This window comes from Halodesulfurarchaeum sp. HSR-GB, from assembly GCF_031432215.1.
GTDB lineage: Archaea > Halobacteriota > Halobacteria > Halobacteriales > Halobacteriaceae > Halodesulfurarchaeum.
The window spans coordinates 1,692,044-1,711,893 of sequence record NZ_JAVKGN010000001.1; the positions used below are offsets into that span (position 1 = coordinate 1,692,044).

22 protein-coding genes and 1 tRNA gene are annotated in these 19,850 nt (G+C 63.7%); 10 read left to right on the forward strand and 13 right to left on the reverse strand.

Features of this window, described 5'->3' with window-relative positions; genetic code table 11:
* The first annotated feature begins 23 nt into the window (after window positions 1-23).
* The 3 genes from RH831_RS08970 (at window position 24) to RH831_RS08980 (ending at window position 1,692) form a co-directional block, all read left to right on the forward strand.
* The gene (locus RH831_RS08970) at window positions 24-878 is read left to right on the forward strand and encodes a ZIP family metal transporter (RefSeq protein WP_310553854.1); all 855 of its coding nucleotides are present in this window, start codon (window positions 24-26) and stop codon (window positions 876-878) included.
* Between the two features lie 212 nt (window positions 879-1,090).
* Complete coding sequence (locus RH831_RS08975) at window positions 1,091-1,345, forward strand: hypothetical protein (protein WP_310553855.1); 255 nt, start codon at window positions 1,091-1,093, stop codon at window positions 1,343-1,345.
* 167 nt (window positions 1,346-1,512) lie between these two features.
* Window positions 1,513-1,692 carry a hypothetical protein gene (locus tag RH831_RS08980; protein WP_310553856.1) on the forward strand — a complete coding sequence of 60 codons (180 nt, stop codon included), beginning with the start codon at window positions 1,513-1,515 and terminating at the stop codon, window positions 1,690-1,692.
* A gap of 12 nt (window positions 1,693-1,704) precedes the next feature.
* On the opposite strand, the gene guaB is transcribed toward RH831_RS08980, so the two are convergent.
* Window positions 1,705-3,207 (reverse strand): IMP dehydrogenase, encoded by a 1,503-nt coding sequence (gene guaB, locus RH831_RS08985; RefSeq protein WP_310553857.1) that lies wholly within the window; start codon window positions 3,205-3,207, stop codon window positions 1,705-1,707.
* Between the two features lie 307 nt (window positions 3,208-3,514).
* Here guaB and RH831_RS08990 point away from each other — a divergent pair, with 307 nt between their 5' ends.
* The 3 genes from RH831_RS08990 to RH831_RS09000 all read left to right on the forward strand — a co-directional run bounded on the left by RH831_RS08990 (window position 3,515) and on the right by RH831_RS09000 (window position 5,208).
* Window positions 3,515-4,390, forward strand: coding sequence for a DUF5794 domain-containing protein (locus RH831_RS08990; protein WP_310553858.1), 876 nt, complete (start codon window positions 3,515-3,517; stop codon window positions 4,388-4,390).
* A gap of 46 nt (window positions 4,391-4,436) precedes the next feature.
* A tRNA-Trp gene (locus RH831_RS08995) sits at window positions 4,437-4,609 on the forward strand.
* Window positions 4,610-4,836: 227 nt separating this feature from the next.
* Complete coding sequence (locus RH831_RS09000; RefSeq protein ID WP_310553859.1) at window positions 4,837-5,208, forward strand: hypothetical protein; 372 nt, start codon at window positions 4,837-4,839, stop codon at window positions 5,206-5,208.
* Between the two features lie 193 nt (window positions 5,209-5,401).
* On the opposite strand, the gene RH831_RS09005 is transcribed toward RH831_RS09000, so the two are convergent.
* Together RH831_RS09005 and RH831_RS09010 are read right to left on the reverse strand one after the other, a co-directional pair.
* The gene (locus RH831_RS09005) at window positions 5,402-5,686 is read right to left on the reverse strand and encodes a pro-sigmaK processing inhibitor BofA family protein (protein WP_310553860.1); all 285 of its coding nucleotides are present in this window, start codon (window positions 5,684-5,686) and stop codon (window positions 5,402-5,404) included.
* Window positions 5,687-5,762: 76 nt separating this feature from the next.
* Complete coding sequence (locus RH831_RS09010; RefSeq protein ID WP_310553861.1) at window positions 5,763-6,599, reverse strand: hypothetical protein; 837 nt, start codon at window positions 6,597-6,599, stop codon at window positions 5,763-5,765.
* Window positions 6,600-7,043: 444 nt separating this feature from the next.
* On the opposite strand from RH831_RS09010, the gene RH831_RS09015 reads away from it, so the two are divergent.
* Window positions 7,044-7,238, forward strand: coding sequence for a cold-shock protein (locus RH831_RS09015; protein ID WP_070364829.1), 195 nt, complete (start codon window positions 7,044-7,046; stop codon window positions 7,236-7,238).
* Window positions 7,239-7,278: 40 nt separating this feature from the next.
* Here the strand turns inward: RH831_RS09015 and RH831_RS09020 are convergent, their stop codons facing one another.
* Window positions 7,279-8,688 (reverse strand): hypothetical protein, encoded by a 1,410-nt coding sequence (locus RH831_RS09020; RefSeq protein ID WP_310553862.1) that lies wholly within the window; start codon window positions 8,686-8,688, stop codon window positions 7,279-7,281.
* Between the two features lie 114 nt (window positions 8,689-8,802).
* Window positions 8,803-9,090 carry an amphi-Trp domain-containing protein gene (locus tag RH831_RS09025; protein ID WP_310553863.1) on the reverse strand — a complete coding sequence of 96 codons (288 nt, stop codon included), beginning with the start codon at window positions 9,088-9,090 and terminating at the stop codon, window positions 8,803-8,805.
* A gap of 91 nt (window positions 9,091-9,181) precedes the next feature.
* Between RH831_RS09025 and RH831_RS09030 the strand changes: the two genes are divergently transcribed.
* The gene (locus tag RH831_RS09030) at window positions 9,182-9,838 is read left to right on the forward strand and encodes a TrkA family potassium uptake protein (RefSeq protein WP_310553864.1); all 657 of its coding nucleotides are present in this window, start codon (window positions 9,182-9,184) and stop codon (window positions 9,836-9,838) included.
* A 5-nt stretch (window positions 9,839-9,843) separates the two neighbouring features.
* Here RH831_RS09030 and RH831_RS09035 read toward each other — a convergent pair whose 3' ends face one another.
* From RH831_RS09035 to RH831_RS09065, 7 genes are read right to left on the reverse strand one after another with little or no spacing between them, the layout of a single operon-like run.
* Window positions 9,844-11,739 carry a molybdopterin biosynthesis protein gene (locus RH831_RS09035; RefSeq protein WP_310553865.1) on the reverse strand — a complete coding sequence of 632 codons (1,896 nt, stop codon included), beginning with the start codon at window positions 11,737-11,739 and terminating at the stop codon, window positions 9,844-9,846.
* Window positions 11,736-12,959: a gephyrin-like molybdotransferase Glp gene (gene glp, locus RH831_RS09040; RefSeq protein ID WP_310553866.1), complete on the reverse strand. Its 1,224-nt coding sequence runs from the start codon at window positions 12,957-12,959 to the stop codon at window positions 11,736-11,738. Before glp ends, RH831_RS09035 begins: the two co-directional genes overlap by 4 nt.
* 45 nt (window positions 12,960-13,004) lie before the next feature.
* A complete protein-coding gene (tsaA, locus tag RH831_RS09045) occupies window positions 13,005-14,042 on the reverse strand; it encodes a tRNA (N6-threonylcarbamoyladenosine(37)-N6)-methyltransferase TrmO (RefSeq protein WP_310553867.1) in 1,038 nt (345 codons plus the stop codon).
* On the reverse strand, window positions 14,039-14,839 hold the full coding sequence (locus tag RH831_RS09050) for an ABC transporter ATP-binding protein (protein ID WP_310553868.1): 801 nt from the start codon (window positions 14,837-14,839) through the stop codon (window positions 14,039-14,041). Before RH831_RS09050 ends, tsaA begins: the two co-directional genes overlap by 4 nt.
* Window positions 14,836-15,672, reverse strand: coding sequence for an ABC transporter permease subunit (locus RH831_RS09055; RefSeq protein WP_310553869.1), 837 nt, complete (start codon window positions 15,670-15,672; stop codon window positions 14,836-14,838). The genes RH831_RS09050 and RH831_RS09055 overlap by 4 nt, the downstream gene beginning before the upstream one ends.
* Window positions 15,665-15,919 (reverse strand): DUF2061 domain-containing protein, encoded by a 255-nt coding sequence (locus tag RH831_RS09060; RefSeq protein WP_310553870.1) that lies wholly within the window; start codon window positions 15,917-15,919, stop codon window positions 15,665-15,667. The genes RH831_RS09055 and RH831_RS09060 overlap by 8 nt, the downstream gene beginning before the upstream one ends.
* 5 nt (window positions 15,920-15,924) lie before the next feature.
* On the reverse strand, window positions 15,925-16,953 hold the full coding sequence (locus tag RH831_RS09065; protein ID WP_310553871.1) for an ABC transporter substrate-binding protein: 1,029 nt from the start codon (window positions 16,951-16,953) through the stop codon (window positions 15,925-15,927).
* Window positions 16,954-17,152: 199 nt separating this feature from the next.
* Between RH831_RS09065 and RH831_RS09070 the strand changes: the two genes are divergently transcribed.
* Window positions 17,153-17,920, forward strand: a complete 768-nt coding sequence (locus RH831_RS09070) for a GTP cyclohydrolase IIa (protein ID WP_310553872.1) — start codon at window positions 17,153-17,155, stop codon at window positions 17,918-17,920.
* Window positions 17,921-17,967: 47 nt separating this feature from the next.
* Entirely contained in the window at window positions 17,968-19,191 is a 1,224-nt protein-coding gene (gene dinB / locus RH831_RS09075) for a DNA polymerase IV (protein ID WP_310553873.1), read from the forward strand.
* Here dinB and tpiA read toward each other — a convergent pair.
* Entirely contained in the window at window positions 19,181-19,819 is a 639-nt protein-coding gene (tpiA, locus tag RH831_RS09080; protein WP_071932951.1) for a triose-phosphate isomerase, read from the reverse strand. The genes dinB and tpiA overlap by 11 nt on opposite strands.
* Window positions 19,820-19,850: the final 31 nt, after the last annotated feature.

Genomic DNA, 19,850 nt, shown 5'->3' on the forward strand with positions numbered 1-19,850 from the left:
CGACAGTAACCACCCAGTAGGGAATGGCGATCGAACTCAGCGAGGCCTTCGTCCGACTCGTCGGCCCCTCACCAGTGATTCAGGCGCTCGCTGGCGGCCTCGTCATCGCCTTCATGAACCTGGTCGGGGCGTCACTCGTTCTCGTCTGGCGGAACCCATCCGAGAGAGCCCTCGACGGCATGTTGGGATTCGCGGCCGGCGTGATGCTCGCCGCGGCGTTCACCAGCCTCATCATCCCGGGAATCGAGCAGTATTCCGGTGGCAACCCGATTCCCACACTCATTGGGGTGGGTCTCGGTGCACTCTTCCTCGATCGGGCGGACAGACTGGTCCCCCACGCCCACTACCTGCTGACCGGACGACCGCGAGGGGACGCGGCGAAACAGGGCCAGACCCATCCCATCTCCGAGGACCGACTGTCTGGGTTGGTGCTTTTCATTTTGGCGATTACGTTGCACAACATGCCCGAAGGACTGGCGGTGGGAGTGGGATTCGGGGCCGCTGGAGGAGCGGTCGACCAACTCGGTGGCGCGCTGTCCTTGATGTTCGCGATCGGGCTGCAGAACATCCCCGAAGGGCTAGCCGTGTCGGTCGCGGCGATCAACGCCGGCCTGGATCGCCGACTCTATGCGGCGATTGCGGGAGTTCGTGCCGGAGCGGTCGAGATCCCGCTCGCGGTGCTTGGGGCACTCGCCGTCTCGACTGTAGAGCCCCTGCTCCCCTACGCCATGGGCTTTGCCGCAGGTGCCATGCTGTTCGTGATCTCCGATGAGATCATTCCCGAGACCCACCGGAGCGGGTACGAACGCGTGGCGACCCTCGGACTGCTGGCCGGCGTCATCATCATGATCTATCTGGACATCGCGCTGGCAGGGTGAGTCTGCGGGGAGCGGACACGCTCAGACCAAGGTGTGGAACGCGCAGAAGCGGGAATACCCCCACGTTTCGATGAATTCGACTGAAATCCCGTCGAACGCCACGTACTGGGATAGAACGGCGAAAATCGAGTTCCAAATCGGGAACAATCCGCTCGAAATCAGGTTCAGGGCTTTCCCCCCTTTTGTGTCCCAGTCGAATACGCTCAGTCGCGATGATCGAAGCAGACCCACTCACGATCGTAACGGTCGCGACCGACGCGGGACAGACACTGCTGCAGGCCGGCCCACCGAGTGACCTCCCCGCACAGGTACCCGACTTCGTTGGTGAATTGCTGGACACGGTTCGAAACTCGACGGGCGAGGGTGGACTGGGCGAGACCATCAGCGAACTGACCCCTGGCGGAAGTGACGGTGCTGGCGCGGCGGGCCAGGGTGCTGGCGCTGGTGCCGAGAACGCATCGAAGTAAGCTACAAAAGCGGATCAGGCCGAACGAGCGGCAACACGTTCACGATCCCGAGTTTCGGAACGCCCCACCGGTCACGTATTTTGGGAATCTTGAAGGCCAACAGGAAAGAACGGGTCAGTCAGCAGCATGCACACGAAAGCGTCCAACCGAGACCGGATCCACTCCATATGAAAGACGCAAACCTCCTGGCTGACGTTCTGGTTCCGATCCTGTTTTTCCTGGGTGCCCTCGTCTTCACCGGCGGATGGCTGGAAACAGGCCAGATCACATTCGCCATCGTCGCGCTCCTGCTCGTGCTCGTGACGATATATGGCGTCTACCGGCTCGGAAAGCTGTACCTCAACTGAGATTGACCGAACTCAGTCCCGCTGGGGCTTGTAGTTTGGCGCTTCGTCGGTAATCATCACGTCGTGGGGGTGGCTCTCCTGCTGGCCGGCCTGCGAGACCCGGACGAATCGAGCTTTCTCCTTCAGGTCGGTCACGCTGTGGGCCCCTGCATAACCCATTCCGGACTGGATTCCGCCGACGAGCTGGTGGAGTTCGTTCGCAAGCGGGCCCTTGTACGGGGTCGCGGCTTCGACCCCTTCGGGCACGTAGTCGTCCTCGTCCTCTGTCTCCTCTTTGAGATACCGTTCGCCACCGCCGGACTGCATCGCACCCACACTGCCCATGCCACGGTACTGCTTGTACTTCTTGCCCTTGATCGTAATCACCCGCCCCGGTGCTTCGTCGGTTCCAGCGAAGTACGATCCCAGCATCACTGCATCGGCCCCTGCTGCGAGTGCCTTGGCGGCGTCCCCGGAGTACCGAATACCGCCGTCGGCGATCACCGGCACGTCCTCCTCGGCGGCGACGTCTGCTACCTCGGCGACGGCAGTGACCTGGGGCATCCCCGCCCCGCTGACGACCCGCGTGGTGCAGATGCTCCCCGGGCCGATCCCGACCTTCAGGCCATCAGCGAAGTCCACGATGTCACGGGCCGCCTCTTCGGTTCCGATGTTGCCCACGATGACATCAGCGTCGACCATGTCCTTGATCTCGCGCGCGCTGTCGACAACGTTGAGGTTGTGCGCGTGAGCGGTGTCGATGAAGATGGCGTCGGCTCCGGCCTCGTCCACGGCCACGGCTCGATCCTGTTCGAACGGACCGACGGCCACACCGACCCGGAGCCGGCCGTCGTCGTCACGAACAGCCTGTTCGTGTTCGCGCCGGGCGAGGATGCCCTGCATCGTGACCAGGCCGACCAAGCGGTCGTCCTCGTCCACGATGGGGACCCGCTCGATCTTGTGCTCGTACATGAGCTCCAGCGCTTCCCGCGGAGTGACGTCAGCGCCGGCCGTAATGACCTCGTCGGTCATGGCCTCACGAACTGCGTCGTAGTCCCCGACTTCCAGATACGGACGGATGTCCGTCCCGGAGATGATTCCCAGAACCGAATCGTCCTCGTCGACGACCGGAGCGCCGCTCACGCCTTCGGCACTCATCATCGCATCGACCTCGCTGACCGTCTGGTCGGGAGCTGCGGTGACGACGTTCTCGCGGCGGATGATGGTCTCGTCCGCTCGTTTGACTTGTTCGACCTCCGCGACGGCCTGTTCCGTGCTCATGTTCTGGTGGAGCACGCCGAGACCTCCCTCTCGAGCCATCCCGATCGCCATTTCGGCCTCGGTGACGGTGTCCATCGCCGCCGAGAGGATGGGAATCTGGAGTTCGATGTTCTTCGAAACCCTGGTGCTCACGTCTGCCTCGTCGGGCTCGACGCGGCTCTCGGCCGGTCGGAGCAGTACGTCGTCGAACGTGAGTGCCTCCGGGACCTGCAGCTTCTCGGTGAACGTCCCTGCCGGGGGAGAATCCTTCGCCATGTAGTACGCAGCAACTGCTGGGCCAAAAGGGTTGCGAGAACCGGAAACCGAATGCCGCACGTTCCATGTGGCCGCCTCTCACGCTATATTTATGAGGGAACCCGACCGACATACGTGTATGGACCCCGTCAGTTCCATTGCCGAATGTATCGCCGGCGAACAGCCTCTCGCCACCGGCGACAACACATTTTTCGGCAAACAGAATGTGAACGCGGGGAATTCGGTCTGGCTCATGCGGGCCGACGGTCGCAGGCATCACCGCATACATCGCCAGCACCCACATGGTTATGGGCACCCAGCCTAGTCGATGAGTAGCTCACGCCACCCGATCGCGCTTCGCCTCGAGCAGCAGGTGGGCGGTGCCACCAAGCTCCTGGCGACGGTCATGCTCCTCCCGCTCATCGACGGGATATTTCCGGCGCTAGTCCTCGCAGACGCGCTCTCGAGTACGGTTGGCATCCTCCAGGTTGGACTGCTGGTCTTCGGTGGGAGTGCCACCGTGGCCGTCGTCCTCGTCGAGATGGAGGCCGACCCGGTCCAGCAGTCAAAGGAGGTCCTCATGGTCGGGATCCCGTTGATCCTGATTGCGGGGCTGGAAGCCGCGATGGCCCCGACGATCGCGAGTGTCATCGACGTGGTCATCTTCGAGCGCTTTGCGGCCATCGTCATCGTGGCAATCGCCGCGAAGACCGCCAGTTCGACCATCGGGGAATATCTGCCGCGCGCGAGTGTGATCATCGGCCTGGGTGCCATCGCCAGCCTCAACCCCGGAGCCTTCTCCGTCGCGGTCACGACGGATCTCGAACTCGTGGCCCGGGCGATGGCCGCCGGTGGCACGGGCGTCGGCTTCGCCCTGCTCCTGGTCCTGCTTCGCCCGCGGATCGAGCACATGGTCGATATCGACCGCTTCCGCTTCGGCAGCGCGGTCGCACTGGGGACACTCGCGCTCTCGATCATCGGGCTCGTGCCCACCGAAGCCCCGCTGCCGGTGTTCGCCATGGCCGCGCTCCTGGCGATCGACCCGACGGACGAGTCCGAGGAGTCCGCAACCGAGACGCTCACGCCCCGGACCCCGACCTCGACCGACGGCGGATCGGACGGTGTCACGACCACCGACGAGGAGACCAAGGATCAGTACGGCTACCCGGGGGAGGGCGAGGAAGATCGGGCCCCCTGGGTTTGACTCGAATCGTAACGCCCTTTAGCCGTACCCGACAATCAGGGGGTACGGGGCTGTGGCCAAGCCAGGAATGGCGACTGACTCCAGAGGTTTGCCGACGACGACACTCCAGACTGGTATACCGAGCGTTCGACTGGCCCTCGTTCGCGATGACGACCCTCTGGAGTGCCGAGGCGTACCGGGGATATCAGTCGATCGGGGGTTCAAATCCCTCCGGCCCCATAACCCTTCTTCGTACACACTAAATCGCCACATTGCGTAGTGGCGGCTTCATGGGTAGGACGAAAATGGGGGAGGGATTTTTTGAAGATTTCCCGAAGGATTTGATTCCTAAATGATTCCAAGTTGAGCATGAGTTTGACAATGGTCGGCTTGTAGTATCCGGGAAGGCTAAAAGAGGTGTGTGACCGTGCCAGGGATTTTTCAGGAACTGGCGACTAGCATTCAATGTGACCCGCAGATACCAATACGTCGTCCTGAGTGTTTTTGTGGGGTTGCTTGTCGTCACTGCTGGCTGTTCGGGGCCCCTTAGTGACACTGACACGAGTCGGGAGCTGAAACTCGTCAACCAGGATAATACGGATCACGCGGTCGTCGTGGAGATCTCTGATGAGACTGGACTCGTCTACTCTGACGGACGAACTATTGAGGCAGAATCCGATCTCAATCTGGCACAGTTTAACCAAACTGGCGAATTTGATGTGAAAGTGACTGTCGACGGCAATTCCACCACCATAACCCACACCTTCCAGTCAACAGACGATGCGATCCACGTGACAAATATCGGGATTTCTAATGCCGGAACGGTCCGGATAGAGTAACTTGTCAGAGACAAACACATGAGAGGCCTTCACGAATGGCGATGCGTATTCGCGACGAGTCACCCGGACGTTCCCCTTCACTCCGGGCGTCGTGATGCGTCTACAGCACGGCTCGGGACACATTAATTCCGGTGACACAGTCCGCCCCGACCTGCCACCTCTGACGACGCCAGGTCCAAAGATCCGGGCAGACTCAAACGAGGAATACGGGAACCAGCACGGCCATGAAGGCAATATTGAACTGTGCGAGCAGTATCACCAAGATTGCGCCGGGGATTCCCAAAACCGCACACACCAGAAGTGTAACCAGGGATATTTGGACGCCCAGGCCGATGGCGTTCGCGAGTAACAGGAGGATGAGGCCGACGACCGCGTTGACGGCGAGGGGGCGGAGGAATCCCATGACCGACCGTTCAATCGCCGGCCCCTTAGTTAAGGCTGGTATTACCTGCCGCGCTAGTCTCCAGTCGAGCGACATCACAGGTGAGCCCTACGCTCACGAAGCCATCCGATTCTATCGAACGAATCGATCCCACCTGGCAGAACAGGCGTCACTATGTCTCCCCCACGTCAGGAACGTCAACCACGACCGTCGGCTGGCTCCACGAACCCGCACAATCTGCCCCCCGCTCGATCGCGTATGTCCTCTCGGTCGAGTTGCCCGGCACCGGCGCTCGCACGACGATCTGGTAAGTCTGTGATTCACCCCCAGCGATCCGATCCGGGCGCTCGTAACTTCGTGGGCGATAATCCACGTGAACGTCTCCATCCCCAACGTCGACGCCAGCCAGACAGGCACTCGGCTGTGGCAGGGTCAGCGGCCTGGTGAAGGGGCCCGGGTTTGTCACGGTGATCGTCCCCATCACAGCCTCCCCGGGCGCAGTCGCTCGGTCAGCGGTCCGCTCGGCCGGTGCGGTCACCGTCACCGACTCCTCGAATTCGACGTCACTCGTCAGGTTTACAGTCCCGACATCGGCCCCAACCAGCAAAATCCCGACACCGACAAGTGCGATCATCAGAACGACGCCCGTCCGCCCGGGGACATCTGGTCGATGTTGCCGAAGACCATAGCCGAGAGCGACGAACAACACGGCCGATACCGCGAGGACGAAGAAGGTGTGTGTCGGACCCAACGCGTATCGCGTGACCACGTACCCGAGAAAGACCACGTAAGCAGCCCCGGAAAGGACCATCGAGAGCCAGTCGAGGTCCGCGCGATTCACGGTGAGCCCGCCGAGGAGGGCCACAAGAAAGGCCAGGAGCAAAAGCGCGGCCTTCACCGTGATCGAGAGGGAGAAAACCACGTCCCGGACGAAGTAAGCCAGCGCAGCGAACGCAAAACCGACCCCGAGCACGTAGAGCAACACGCCGCCGTCGATCTCGAGGTCCATACGTCGGCTTGGGACCACCGGACAATCAGTTTTCTGTCCAGGAATTGGAAGTGAGTACAGGAAATCCCGACGCCCCTCGACTGGTCAGGTGCAACGGGACCAGCAAGGTGATTCGGGTGGGTGGTGGCGGTAGTGTGGGCGGCGGGCCGGATTCCCCCCCTCTCCCCCTCTACCCTGAAGGCTCCCCCTTGGTGGGCGGCCTGACCCACCCCCGGGCGGCCTCCAGGGGCACACGTTACTGAACGCGGCGTGCATATGAATGGTGCCGACAGTCAATTCGAATTAAATTCGAGTAATTGCGGATTAACTCGGATTAATCGAGTGCTTCGAGCAGACACGCGGATTATGCGGCACTTTACCACACAATTCGAAGCATTGGCTCCCCCTCGTGGTACCGTGACCCTCGGAAGGGTTATCCGAGTGTCGGGCCTGTGTTAATTTGCAATGGCAAACGGCACGGTTGATTTCTTCAACGACACGGGCGGTTACGGATTCATCGAGACTGAGGACGCGGACGAAGACGTTTTCTTCCACATGGAGGACGTCGGTGGCCCGGACCTCGAGGAAGGACAGGACGTCGACTTCGACATCGAGCAGGCTCCCAAGGGCCCGCGCGCCACGAACGTCGTTCGGAACTAAGCGATTCGTCCGATTTGGACGAACTACGTTTTCACACCACTCAGCGACTGCGTTCGTTCGTGAACAGGTAGAAGGCCTCCCGGGCTTTCTCCGCACGTTCGTGCTGTCGTCGAGCCGCAGCTACGAGGCCATCGGCGACGGCGTCGTACTCCGAACGAGCACTTCTGCCGAGTTCCTCCCGGCGATCGACGTGTCGGTCGAACGTATCGCCGAGATCGTGGTACGTTAGTACGCCTTTAAGGTCGTCCAGTCTCGGCTGCGCGCCGTTGACGAGTTGCTTGGTGACGACGACAAAGGCATCGGAGGCCCGTTTCAGCGACAGTTCGGCCATTTCGGCGTTGCCCCGATCGATCGCAGTCCCGAAGGCAGTGATGGCGGCGGCGATCTGCCGGACGGCCGCCTCGGATCGCTGCAACTCCTCGATAGCCTGATACAGTTCGGCAAACGCATAGACGAGGACCAGTTTCTCGTAGGGCTCCGATTCGTCCGCCGTGACCCGAGAGGCGATACCAAAGTTCCCGTCCCGGAGCGCCACCGAAAACCGCTCCGGGTACGACTCCAGCATGGATTCGAGACGCGCTCGCTGCCGTTTTACTGTGGCCGAGGAAGCGGTGATGGTCGGCCCGTCGATCTCCAGGGTCACCGACTGGATGTCGGCCAGCAGTTCACTCAGTTGTTCGGTAGTCCCTGGGTTAGCGTCCGAGTTTGCGTCGGTCGCCGTCGCGTCAGGGAAGTGACGCCCCTTGGCTGCCGCCCGACGCTGTGTCTCGGAAACGGCCGTCTCGACGTTCACCGTGGCAGCCAGCGTCTCCGCGTCGGGGCCGAGCAACGCATCGACGGTCTGCCAGTCCAGGGACCCCTCATCCCAGGGGATTCGGCCCTGATCGACGGCACTGTTGAACGATCCCAGCATCGCCAGCGAACCCGCATGTGAGACACGGTTCGAACGCTCGCTGTCAGTGCTGGCTTTTCGATTCGCGACGATCTCGGTCAGGAGGAGCGCTGCGACACTCTCCTCGTGGCCGTACTTGCCGTGGGTTGCGATCGCTTCGAGAGAGCTAACCGTCGATTCCGAGGTTGTTCCCACAGGAGTCCGTTCTCGGACATCGACGGCGTAGTGAAACGGGTCCAGGTTCGTGAGTCCGGACTCTTCGGTCCGAGCGAAAGTCGTCTCGATAGTCCAGTCCGGTGACTCCCCCGCAGCGCTGCCACCACGCCGCTGCATCCGCTGGGTGAGTTGGAGTTCGAACTGCGAGTTCTCCCCGACCTGGGCGCGAAGTTCGATAATACCGCCGACGGCCGACTCAGGGAGGACACAGTTCCGAATGGCGCCGGTGCCAGTAAACTGGACCGAGTCGACGTCGCCGATAGTTTTCGGGACTAGCTCGTCGACGTGGGCGCCGACCCGCCGACTCAACACGTCTCCAGAGCCCCAGCCCCGACTAGGCATGCAACCACCTGCGGGCCGACGACGGCACCCAGCGAGCACAGGCCATGTCGTTGGTTGGGCCCGCTACTCCCGCCCCGGCCTTAACTCTTCCAGCCGGTTCGGTGAAAATCCCCGTTATTCGATCTCGAGCTCGCCACCCGATTCGGCCCCGTCACCGCCGTCCTCGGGCCATTCCAGCTCGAACTCCACGCTAAGCTCGCCGGGGCCGTCAACCGGCCCTTCTCGCTCCGCTTTCACTTCGAAGGTGAGCTGGGCCGGCGGATCGGCAGTGTACGAATCGTTGCCCGTCCGGAGGGTCATCGGTTCACCGGCTCGCAACTTCTCCGCGACCGCCGAGAGGGCGTTTGCGATCTGTTCGCGGGTCTGGTGCTGTTCGGATTCGAAGAGAACTTCCTCGGGCATACTACTGTGAAGGCACGCCAGATAGATAAAGCCGCACCCAAGCCGGAATCCGTAATGAACGTTTATGAGGGTCCGTCCGGTATGAAAGCTCATGACGAAAACTGACCATGTGCTCGTCGCCGGTGGCGGTCGAGTCGGACGACGTGTCGCGAAACGATTCGCTGACCGGGGACGGCCTGTCACCGTTATCGAACGGGATCCGGACGAGGCTCACGAGACCGATCGCGATTTCGAACTCGTCGCGGGGGACGCGACCAGGCCCTCGGTTATCGAATCCGCGCTCCGACCCGAAACCGAAACGATTGCCGCGCTGACCGACCGGGAAGACACCAACCTCGCGGTCTGCCTGGTCGCCAGGCAGATCGATCCCGACCTCCGCACGGTGGCCCGGATCGAGGACGAGTGTGGCGACGAATACGCCGACTTCGTCGACCAGGTCTACTTCCCCGAACGTGCGAGCATCAGGGCGGCCGTCAACGCGATCAGTGGAAGCAACGTCCGCACGCTGGAGGACGTGACCGGCGACCTGGAGATCCTGGATATTCAGGTCGGATACGACGCCCCGATCAAGGGCAAGCGTATCTCCGAGATCGAGTTCCCCGAAGGCGTCCAGATCATCTCACAGACCAACGGCCACGTCGCCGCCCAGCCCGATGAGAAAATCGTCGCCGGTCGCCGATATCTGGTGGCTGCCGACAACCCGGTCGTAAACGACGTACTCGACCTGTTCCAGGGAGCCGAGGAGTAGACCCGTTAGGCAGAATAGCCCGGTGTCCCGTCGATAATTCCCGGCAGGTCAGTCTCCAAAACCGACTGGAGCTCCCTGACGCCGGGTTTCTCGACGCGGTCCGGTGCGGCGACGATCGTGAGTGTTTGGGTGCCGAGCGGAACGAAGTCCACGTCGAGTTCACTCGCCGCGAACCGGAGCCCCAGGCCGACCGTCGCCGTTCCCTGGGCGACCCGTCTGGCGGGACTCCGGATCCCGTTCACGGTGCGGTCGTAGCCGGGAATCCGGTCGGCGAGTTCGGCTTCCGAGACGTCCCGTTCTGCGGCCAGATCGGCCAGTGCCTCATCGAGTGCCGAACGCAGGCCAGAGACTGTCGGAAGGTTGTAGAAAGAGTCGGCCGCTAGCAGGTCAGCGAGTTCAGAAACGTTCGCCGGATTGCCCGACGGCACGACCAGTCCCCACTCACGATCGAACGTTCCAAGCACCTCACCGTCGACCGCTTCGGCGTCGGCAGGGGCCAGGAGGGCGAAATCCGGAATTCCGTCCCGGAACCGTCGCCGTCCCTCCCGGCTGCCATGCGGAAGATAGCGTGGGCCATCGATTCGGTCGAGCAACCGGGAGAGGAGCGGGTCGGACTCCCCGATTCCAAGCACCGAAGGGGGCCGAGTATCTCCGGAAAACAGATCCACGGTGACCGACTGGCCGCGTTCGAGGAGTTCGGTCTCCGGGCGCATTTCGACGACTCCGTCGGCCTCGGTGAGACTGGTGATCGCGCCACTGCCCTTGTCGACCGGGTAGACCAGCACGGATCCGGACTCGTCTTCGATGACCGCCACCGGAAGCAGGTAGGTCCGGCCCTCGGTGTAGCGCTTGGGTGCGATCATCTCCCCGTCCAGTGTCGGGGCCGATTCGGGTGGCCGGCCCGCCGCCTCGCGGATCGCCGGCGCGACGAACGTCCGGAAGATGCTCAGGGCCGAGACCGGGTTGCCGGGCAGGCCGATGTAAGCCGTGTCGGCGATCTCGCCGACGATCGTCGGGCGACCTGGCTTGACCGCGACGCCATGGAGATCGAGACTTCCGTGGTCTTCGACCACCCGATAGAGCACGTCGGCGTCGCTCGCACTGGTCGACCCGGAGGAGAGGACCAGATCACACCGCTCGCCAACGGATTCGAGCGTTTCGTGCATTCGATCGTAGTCGTCAGCGATGTGGGGGACGACCTCCGGTTCGCCACCAGCCGCACGGACCGCCGCGGCCAGCGCGTAGGTGTTGAGGTCATAGATCTGGCCACGCTCGTCGTCCAGGGGATCGCCGGGGCGAACGAGTTCGTTCCCGGTCGAGACGATTCCCACTGTCGGCCGTTCCACGACCGGCACTTCCTCGACGCCGATCGCCGCCAGCAGGCCAACGTCCCGGGTCGTGAGTACCGTTCCCGGGCCGATCGCTCGATCGCCTGCGGCCACGTCGTCGCCGCTGTGCATAATGTTATCACCTGGGGCCACGGCAGTCCGGATCTCGATTCGGGACTCGGCCCCTGACTCCAGCCGCGTCGTTCGTTCGACCGGAACAATCGCATCAGCCCCGGGTGGGACCGGTGCCCCGGTCGCAACGCTCGCGACGCCGCCAGACTCGACGTCCGTCTCCGGTTTGTCCCCGGCTTCGACCACTCCCAGAAGGTCGGCCACGAACGGATCCCCCTCCGAGGCGTCGAAGGTGTCCGCGGCCTGGACCGCATAGCCGTCCTTCGTCGAACGGTCGAATCCCGGGACGTCGATCCCGGCGTCGATGCGCTCCGCAGCGACCCGACCGTCGGCCTCGATCAACGGTACTGATTCCGTGCCCGGTTCGATACCGAGGGCGTCGATCGCCGCGTGCAGTGCAGCCGGCTCGGCCAGGTCGCGGAACTGTTTGCGCTCGCTCATGGCAGGGCCTCCCAGAACTCCACCGTCACGGTGTCACCCGCGTCGTATCCCTCGATCGACTCGGGAACCTGGACCCAGCCGTCCGCCAGCGAGACACTCGACAGAATGCTCGCGCCACTCTCGTGGACCGGTTCGGCGACCGGCCCCTCCTCGTCGTATTCGACGGTGACCCGGACACAGCTCCGGATTCCAGGTTCGCTGCGAATCTTCCGATTCAGCGTTGCATCGACCCGGGCCGGTTCGTCCGGTTCCGTGTCAGCAGTCCAGTTGAGAATCGGCCGGACGAACTGCCAGGCGTTGACGATGCAGGCGACGGGATACCCCGGTAACATCAACACCGGCGTCCCCTCGACCTGACCCAGTGCAACGGGATGGCCGGGCTTGAGAGCGACACCGTGGACGAGCAACTCGCCCAGCTCTTCGACGACCGCCGGAAGCAGGTCCCGTTTCCCGATCGAAGAGCCCCCAGTCGTCACGATCAGATCCGCGTCCAGGTCGGCCTCGATAGCCTGGGCGAGCGCCTCACGGTCGTCGGTTACGACCTCGCGATGGGTGGCATCGCCGCCCCAGCGCTCGACCAGCGAGGAGACCATGATCCCGTTGGTTTCGATTGCCTCGCCCGGATCCGGGTCACTCTCGACGAGTTCCTCCCCGGTCGGAATGACGGCCACGTCGGGTCGCTCCCTGACGGTGACAGTCTCGACCTCGACCGAGCGAAGCAGCGCCAAATCGGAGGGTCGAAGGCGGTGCCCGGGATCGAAGAGGTGCTGGCCGGCCTCCAGGTCCTCGCCCACGTCGCTTACGTTCTGGCCGACCGCCGCGGCCCTGCTGATCTCGACCTCCGCGCCGACCTCGCGCGCGTACTCGGTCTTGACGACGGCGTCGGCCGGCTCGGCAACTGGGCTTCCAGTGTGGACCCAGGTGGCCCGCTCGGGCCCGGCTGTGTCCTCATCAACTTGCAGCGTCGCGGGTGAGCGGTCGGCTGCACCGAACGTGTCCTCGGCCCGGACCGCGTAGCCGTCCATGGCCGCGCGCGGAAAGTCCGGGACGTTTCGTGGTGACTCGACGGTTTCGGCGAGGACGCGTCCGTCCGCCGCCTCGAGCGGTACCGTCTCGGTGCCAGTCGAGACTGTCGTCGCCTCACGGAGCGTCGAAAGCGCCTCGCGGACCCGCGTTCGCTCGACAAAGCCCGACCCTCGTACAGACTCGGCGTCTCCCATGTGTGAGAGGAATGCGAGCCGGGAGTAAAAACCCGCGTCTCCCGGTCAGTCGAGGAACCGATCGTCGGCGGTCCGGCGGCGTTCGTTCTCGATCGAGTCCTCCAGCCAGCCGATCCGGGCCGACTCGACCCCGTTGAAATCCGGCACGTAGGGCTTGATGTCGAGCAGCGGCGTGCCGTCGAGCACGTCGATGCCGGAGACGAAGAGGGTTCCATCCGAGACGTTCTCCAGTTCGACGACGCTCATGCCGATCGGATTCGGGCGGCGCGGGGCCCGTGTCGCAAAGACGCCGTGAGTGGTGTCCTCCATGAACGGCTGGGGCTGGAGGTCATAGGACTCGGCCGCGTGGAACTGATAGAGCAGGACGAGATGGGAGAACCCCTCGATGTCGAGCAGGCCGTCGACGTACGCCTCGTCGAGGTCGACGACGCCCATGGCGTCGGAGAAGGCCCCCTGGATCGGCATGCCCGACTCCTCGGAATACGGGGAGTGAATGGTCCCGATTGGCTGGAACGTCGAGCCGGTGGACCGGGTGGGCTCCGGTGACGAAGCGACGGCCCCACCATCGGTCGCAGTTTCGACCACGTCGAGGACGGCTGCGAGCCACTCGGCCACGTCGGAGTAATCCCGGGCCGTAATCAGGTTGCCGTCGACCACACCCGCGTCGTTCACGAAGGTGCCACCGGCGGCCTCGATGTCGTCCTTGATCGACGGGTGACAGGCCAGTCGCCGACCATCGACGACGCCGGCGCTGACGAGCAGTTGCGCGCCGTGACAGACCGACGCGATGGGTTTGCCACGCTCGTCGAACGCCCGGACGATGTCGATGGCCTCGGGGGCCTGCATCCTGATCGCCTCCGAGGAGTACCCGCCAGGGAGGACGAGCAGGTCGTAATCCGCCCCCTCAACCGCCGAAATCGGGGAGTCGGCCTCGAAATCGACGCCGTGGAGGCCCGTCACCGGCCCACCGTCGGGGCTGGCGATGTCGACGGAATGCCCCGCCTCCTGGAGCCGGTAGTAGGGGTAGCTGAGCGAGCGATCGCCGAATCGGTCTGCCGCGAGTGCGAGTACCTGAAGGGTCATGGGTGATCTGTCTGAACCGGTTGGGTGGTTGGCTGAGCGGTTCGAGCGTCCGCACGAATACTGCGTCGAATGGCGTTGACGTAGGGTTTGAAACTGTCCGTCTGGGGGTCTCTCGGCCGGTCGATGTCGACATCGAGGTCCGTGCCGACCTGCCCCGGTTGGCCCTGGATCACGAGGACCCGATCCGAGAGACGAACCGCTTCGCCGACGGTGTGAGTCACCAGGACGACTGTCTTCCCGAGATCACGCCAGAGCGAGAGCAGGTCCGCCTGCAGGGACTCACGGGTCGCCACGTCGAGGTCCGAGAACGGCTCGTCGAGCAGGAGGATCTCGGGATCGGGGGCCAGTGCCCGGGCGATTCCCACTCGCTTTGCCATCCCGCCACTGAGTTCGTCCGGATAGGCCTCCGCCCGGTCCGTCAACCCGACCATCTGGAGCAGGGTTTCGACCCGCCGGTCGGCCGCCGCCGAACTCGTGTCATCGACTTCCAGCGCAAAGCGGACGTTCTCCGCGACGGTCCGCCAGGGATAGAGCGTCGCCGCCTGGAAGACGAGCCCTCGATCCGGACCCGGGCCAGTGACCGGCTCGCCATTCACGAGAATTCGGCCCGTCGTGGGCGATTCGAGGCCGGCGATTAGCCTGAGCAGGGTGGTCTTCCCACAGCCAGAGGGGCCCACGATGCTCACGAACTCGCCGTCCTCGACAGAGAGATCGACCCCCGAGAGGGCGTGCTGGACGCCGGAATCGGTCTCGTAGCGTTTCGAGACGTTCTCGACGGTAATCGATGGGCGGCTCACGGTTCGATCACCCCTCTGAGGTGCCGAAAGCCAAAATCCGAGGCCAGGTACACGAGCCCCAGCGCCAGCATGTAGGCCATGCTCACGTCCATCGAGAGACTCTGGGCCGTGTGGATGATCCGGTAGCCGATTCCGGGCGCGCCGAAGAGTTCCGCCGCGACGACGATCATCCAACTCCGCCCGATGCTCGTGCGGATGCCCGTGAAAATCGACGGGGCGATCCCCGGCACGACGACCTTCCGGAGCATCGTCAAGTCACGTTCCACGCCCAGACTCTCGCCGACTTCGACCCACTCCGTGGGCAACTCGGCGACGCCGTCGTAGGTGCTCAAAAGTGTGATCCAGAACGAGCCGATGGCGACGATGAACGCCGCCCCCGCGTGACCGATGCCGATCCAGACAATCACGAAGCCCATCCACGCGAGCGGCGGGATCGGTCGGAGGAGACTCACGACGGGTGTGACATACTCGTCGAGTCGAGTGGAATATCCCAGCAGAAGCCCCAGCGGGGCCCCCAGTCCAACGCCCATGAGCAGGCCAGGGACGTAGTGCATCAGGCTCTGGATGAGGACCAGGAACAGTTCCGTCACCGGCACCTCGACACCCAGTGCCGTGAGCGTCGCGGGCGTGGTCAACTCGGTGAAGAAGGCTTGCACGACGGCAACGGGGGTCGGAAGCAGATAGCTCGGCATCGTCCCCGCGAGCAGCCACCAGCCGAGGAAAAACACGGCTGCGCCGAGGAGGCCACGTCGTACCCGCCGGGGAACCGAAAGTGAGCCCAGATCCACATCGAAGGCGACCGTCGGAACACTTTGCAGGTCCCGACTAGCCATCGATCAGCCCCCCGAAGCGGAAGCGGTCCCAGAGCCGTTCGTAGGCGTAGTACGTACCGGTCTTGATGACGTTCGTGACGACACCGATCTGCAGGGACGCGGTTGTGTCAGTCGTAACGGCATACGCGACCAGGATCGTGAGCACGATCATGAAAAACCGATAGACCAGTGCCTTTGCGAGGGACTCCCACCAGCGGTGCTGCGGCCCGTTGTATTCGACGTCCGGAAGCCACGATCCCTCGCCCATCCTGATCACTCCACCGCCTGTTCGTAGTAGGACGTATCGAAGAGCTCCGGCACTTCGAGCGTCGAGTCGGTCTTGCCGAGACGCGATGCGTACTCGGCCAGGACTTCGGTCCCATCCATGATCTCCCGGGGGTCGGTGAGGTACTGTGTGGCCGGTGAATCGAGAGCTTTCCGAGCCGTCGAAGTATCCAGGGCACTGTCGCCGCCGTACACCGAACTCATGTACGACGCGGCCTGCTCCCGCTCGTCCCGGATGAACGCCGTCGCTTCGGCGTGTCTGCCGACGAACTCCTCGACGGCCTCGGGGTGGTTTGCAGCGTACTCGTCGCGCACGACGGTCACGCCGGCGGGTTCACCAGGGATGAACGAGCCGACCTGGGTGACACGACGATAGGGGGCGTCGGTCCGCTCCTCGATCAACGTCGGGGTCGGTTCAGGGATCACCGAGCCATCGACCTCGCCCGCGAGGAGTGCCTGGCGGTTCGCGCCGGGGCCATCCAGGTGGACCAGTTCGACGTCCTCGAGAGACGCCCCTCTCACCTCGCTGATCCAGTACCGGGCCGTGATGTCCGAGACGCTGCCTTTGGCGTACGTGCCGAGTTTGAATTTTCGGCCCGTCTCCTGGGCGAACTCGGCGAATCCACCCGAATCGGTCTCGAACAGATCGGCCACGTCCTCCTCGATCAATACCACAAAGGCGTTTTTGGAACTCGCGGAGACGATCGAGATCGGAGTCTCCGAGTCCGCAGCGACCAGGGCCGGGACGATCCCGATCATTCCCACGTCGGCCTTCCCGGAAACGAGTAACTGAACAATGCTCTTACAGCCAGCCGTCTCGGCGTCCACGTCGGCAGTCATCGCGTCGAACCAGCCCTCCTGATCCATCACCACGGCCTGGAAGTGTGGTGGGGCCGCATCGTAGGCCAGTTCCAGGGTGGTGTCCGCTCCGGTGGTCCCGCCCGATGTCGTGCAGCCAGCGACGGCCGCACTTCCCACCGCGCCGAGGCCAGCGAGAAATCCACGCCGTTTCATCATACCCCAAGTTTCGGCCGTTCTCGCCATAAACGTAACGAATATGGGTTCACTCGGGCATGTATGTAACTACTTTTAGTAACTTCAGACCGGGGGCGTGGGCCGGTGTAAACGATTCAGGGTCCGGTCGGTGGCGAAAAGACTGCTGGACGCCGATCGATATCGTACAAGTTAACCCCAATCACGAGTACATGCACGTATTGTGACGAACACGCAGGTCACCCTGATTCAGATCGACAATTACGGCCCGTGGACAGTCACCCCTGCACCCCGGCGGGAGACCGACCTCCAGACCCTTCAGTCACGGCTGTTCGCCGACCTCTCCCAGCAGATCGGGGCCCACGGCGGGTACGCCTTTTTCACCCGATTTGACAACATCATCGCGGTGACCAACGGGATGGACGTCCCGGATCACGCACGCATCCAGGAGTCGATCGGCAATCGCTATCCGGTCACGATCAGTATGGGGATCGGACTGGGCGAAACGCCGGCCGAAGCGCTCGTCGAGGCGACCACTCGCCTTCAGGAGCAGGGAAGCGCCCAGGATCAGGACCGGCGTGAAGTCCTGCTGGGAAGCACCCTCAATCCGACCGAGCGTACCGACGAGGACATACAGATCGCGCATTTCGACGTGATCGACGCGACGGGCAAGTACACCGACCAGCTCGATGCCTTCTCGACGTTCATTCATATCGAGCAGGGCTATGCCACCCTCATGCGCCATCTCCACGACGAGTACGGCGGCCTGGCCTTCTTCGTCGGCGGCGACAACGTCATCGCGGTCTGTCCGGAACTCGAAACCGCGGCGTACGAGGCCATCATCGAACACGTCGAATCGACGGCCAACGTGACACTCCAGGTCGGGGTCGGCGCCGGATCGACCGCCCACGACGCCGGCATGGCGGCAAAACACGGCCTCGAAGTCTGTCGCGAACAGGGAACCCGCGTCGAGGGCACACTGGCCGATTGAGTCGGTCGAAACGGCAAGTTAAGGGGCCGTAGCTCCGAGTGGCTCGTATGCCAGCGGGGCGGCTTCCAGGAACCGAACACGAGGAGCGATCCATTATCCTCCACGTTGATATGGACGCCTTCTACGCCGCCTGCGAGCGACTGCAGAATCCCGAACTGGAAGGCAAGCCCGTCGTGGTCGGGATGGGTTACGAGCCGGGAGAGACGATTGGCGCCGTTGCAACCGCGAGTTACGAGGCCCGTGAGCACGGCATCGAGAGCGCCCAGCCGATCTCGAAAGCGCTTGACTTCCTCCCCCGAGCCGCCATGAACCCCGACACGGAGCCGGTCGGATACTACCGCCCGGTCGATCTAGAGTTCTACGAAGACGTCTCAACGGACGTGAAGGCGATCCTCCACGATCTGGCCGACGCCGTTCGGGAGGTCAGCATCGACGAGGCCTATCTGGACGTGACCGATCGAACCGCCTGGGAGGTCGCCGAGGGATTCGGTCGCCACGTCAAACAGCGGATCGCCCGGGAAGTCGGCGTGCCCGCGAGCGTGGGCGTCGCCCCGAATATGAGCGCCGCCAAGATCGCCTCCGATCACGACAAGCCGGACGGGCTCACCGTGGTTCCGCCAGCGGAGTTGCGTGAATTCCTCGATCCGCTCCCGATCGAGGATCTCCACGGTGTGGGGCCGAAGAGTGCCAGCACGTTTCACGAAATGGGGATCGACACCATCGGCGATCTGGCCGCGGCGGATCTGGAGACGATCACCGATCAGTTCGGCGAACGGGGGCGCGAACTTCACCTCCGGGCCCGGGGAATCGACGAACGGGAGGTCGAGGCTCGTGGCCGGCCAAAGAGCCTCTCCCGGGAGTCCTCGTTCAGCCAGCCAACGGCGGACATCGAGCGGGCACGAACGCGTATCGACGAACTCGCCGGGGCGGTCGCCACCCGTGCCACCGAAAAAGGCGCGCTTTACCGCACGATCGGGATCAAAGTCATCGAGCCGCCCTACGAGTTGCACACCCGGGAGCGCTCGCTCAGTGGCCCAGTCGACGAACCCCCACTGGTCTCGGAGACCGCCCAGGCGCTGTTCGACGAGTTCGAGGGAAATACCGTCCGCAAACTCGGCGTTCGCGTGTCGAATTTGAGCTTCGCGGACAACGACCAGGCCGACCTGGAATCGTGGACGGATCGGACGGACCACGAGTCGGGGGATTCCTCGACCGAAATCCGCGGGCAGGCACGGATCGAATCCTTCGATCGATCTGAGCCTACTGGATGAGTTCCTGGAGGGCCGTCGCCGGATCGTCGGCTTTCGCGACGCCACTCGCCAGCAAGACGCCGTCAGCACCCAGGTCTGCGGCCGCCTCGACGTCCGCTGCCGTGCTGATCCCGGCCCCACAGTACACGTCGATGTCGGGATCGACCGATTCGGCGGCTTCGACGGCGTCGCGGACGATCGCCGGGTCGGCCTGACTGACCGGCGTCCCGGTCCCGATGAGTTCCGGGGGCTCGATGGCGACCGCGTCCGGGCCGAGCGCGGCCACCGCCGCGATCTGATGGGGGTTGTTCGCACAGACGACCGTCTCAAGCCCGGCGCGCTCGGCAGCCGCGATCGCACCGTCGATGTCCGCCAGGGAGAGCCGGCGCTCCGAATGGTTGATGAGCGTCCCGACCGCGCCGTTTCGCGCCAGCCCCTCCGCGAGTGGCTGGCCAGTGTGACTGCCCGATTCGACGGGGCTGGTGTGCTGGGCCCAGGTCTCGGCGCCGGTGTCGGCGACGGCCGCGAGATCTGCTGTCTGGGGCGCAATGGCGACGTCGGTGTCGCTTTCGGCGTCGACGTCGGCTGCTGCGCTGGCTACCTCGACCGGGTCGGCGTCGTAGGCCTTCAGGTTGACGAGGACGAACATACCGGCGGAACTGGTTCGACCGCGAAAAAGA